General features: G+C 46.9%; 1 pseudogene. It reads right to left on the bottom strand.

The window, feature by feature from the left end:
• Positions 1 to 1,338: pseudogene (locus HL45_RS17395) on the bottom strand (type IIL restriction-modification enzyme MmeI); the annotation flags it as partial.
• Between the last annotated feature and the right edge of the window lie 155 nt (positions 1,339 to 1,493).

Here is a 1,493-nt window from a genome sequence, read left to right as displayed (position 1 = left end):
GAAATGCTCTATGCACTGTATGTAGATGTCAAGAAGGACCTCCTCTGCGGCAAGTAAGAACGCGCCGCTCCCAACTGCGGGGTCGAGTACACGAGTTTCCTTCAGAATGTCATGGTAAAGCGTTTCGACATGATCCGTATTGATGTTCTCGATGGGTGCCTGTTGTGTCTGTATCTGTTGAGTGACTGTCCCGCCGTCAGCAAGAGCTTCAGCACCAGTTCCGTCGTCTATCCCAGCGAACCCAAAGATATCATCTAGCTCCTCGTACTCCGCATCAACGGTCTCGTTGAGTTGGTCAACGAGATACGGCTGGATAGTCTGTCGGGACATGAACCCGGTGATATCTTCGGGTGTGTAGTATGCACCCATCTCTTTTTGATTGACTGTTTGTTCGAAAATGTGACCGAGAATGGCTGGAGAGAGGTTTTTTGGATCAATGATATCGAGTCGCTCGTCGACGTTCCAATTCCAGTTCGAAAGGAATTCGAGAATACGCCCGAAGTGTGTATTCGTCTCTTCTGCTGTCGCACCAATCTTCGCCTCTTCGAACTCCTCTTCAATGGGGTTCTTCGAGAAGAGGCCGCCGTTAAGGTACGGAAGTTCACCGAACTTGATGTTCTGTTTACCTTCGGCGAGGTACTCGAAGAAGAGTGGTTTGTAGAACTCTTCATACACATCACCGTCTGCATTGGTCACTTGCTCGTGCATATCGTGCAGGTACGAGGAGTTTCGATCAAGGATTCGCTTTTCTTGAATGAAGTAGAGGAAAATCATTCGGTCAAGAATAACTTGGACGTAGCGTTGTTTGGCGTCTCCTCGGTCGTCGGGGATTCCAGCAACCTCCTGAATGAGGTCAGTTCGCATCGTCTCAAACTGTTGATAGAAGTCTTTGACGACTTGGCGCGTATCGTAGAGTTGGTCGTAGATTGCGGCAGACGAACCGTATTCGATTTCGTTTAGCTTCTCTAAAATCGTGTGTTTCTCCCCAGAATCGCTCGTGAATTGGTCTTTAGTGAACGAGAGTTTCTGGTGTTTGATACGGCCGTGTTGCTGGTCCCACGTTCGGACCCGTGTGATGAACGTGAATTCTTCGTAGTCGTTGATCGCGACGAGGTTCGTGTGCTGACTCATATTATCCGGTTTGAAATCAGTCGCCGTCTCACCGGGGTCTGCTTCGACTAAAACGATGAATTCGTCGTCCGAGAGTTGCAAAACAAGTGTGCCGTCTTCGCTGAGATTCGGCCGTGGTTTCAGTCCGCGCTTCTCAAAACTAGTGGCGATATCGGAGAGAGTACTCCAGCCAGCAATATCTTCTGCAGTTACTTGTTCATCCTTCATTAGTTCCAAGCAGATATTACAGATATAACTATCTTATTATAAATACAATATTGAAAATAATCATGATTGAATTGGTGAAATACTCTTTTCTTTCAAACTTAGACGACATATTTCGTATTTTCTCTGCACAATGAATACAGTGCATAGAGCATTTC

Source organism: Haladaptatus cibarius D43 (assembly GCF_000710615.1).
Classification (GTDB): Archaea; Halobacteriota; Halobacteria; order Halobacteriales; family Haladaptataceae; genus Haladaptatus; species Haladaptatus cibarius.
Note: the sequence above shows the minus strand (reverse complement) of the source record. Positions and strands in the feature narration are given on the sequence as shown.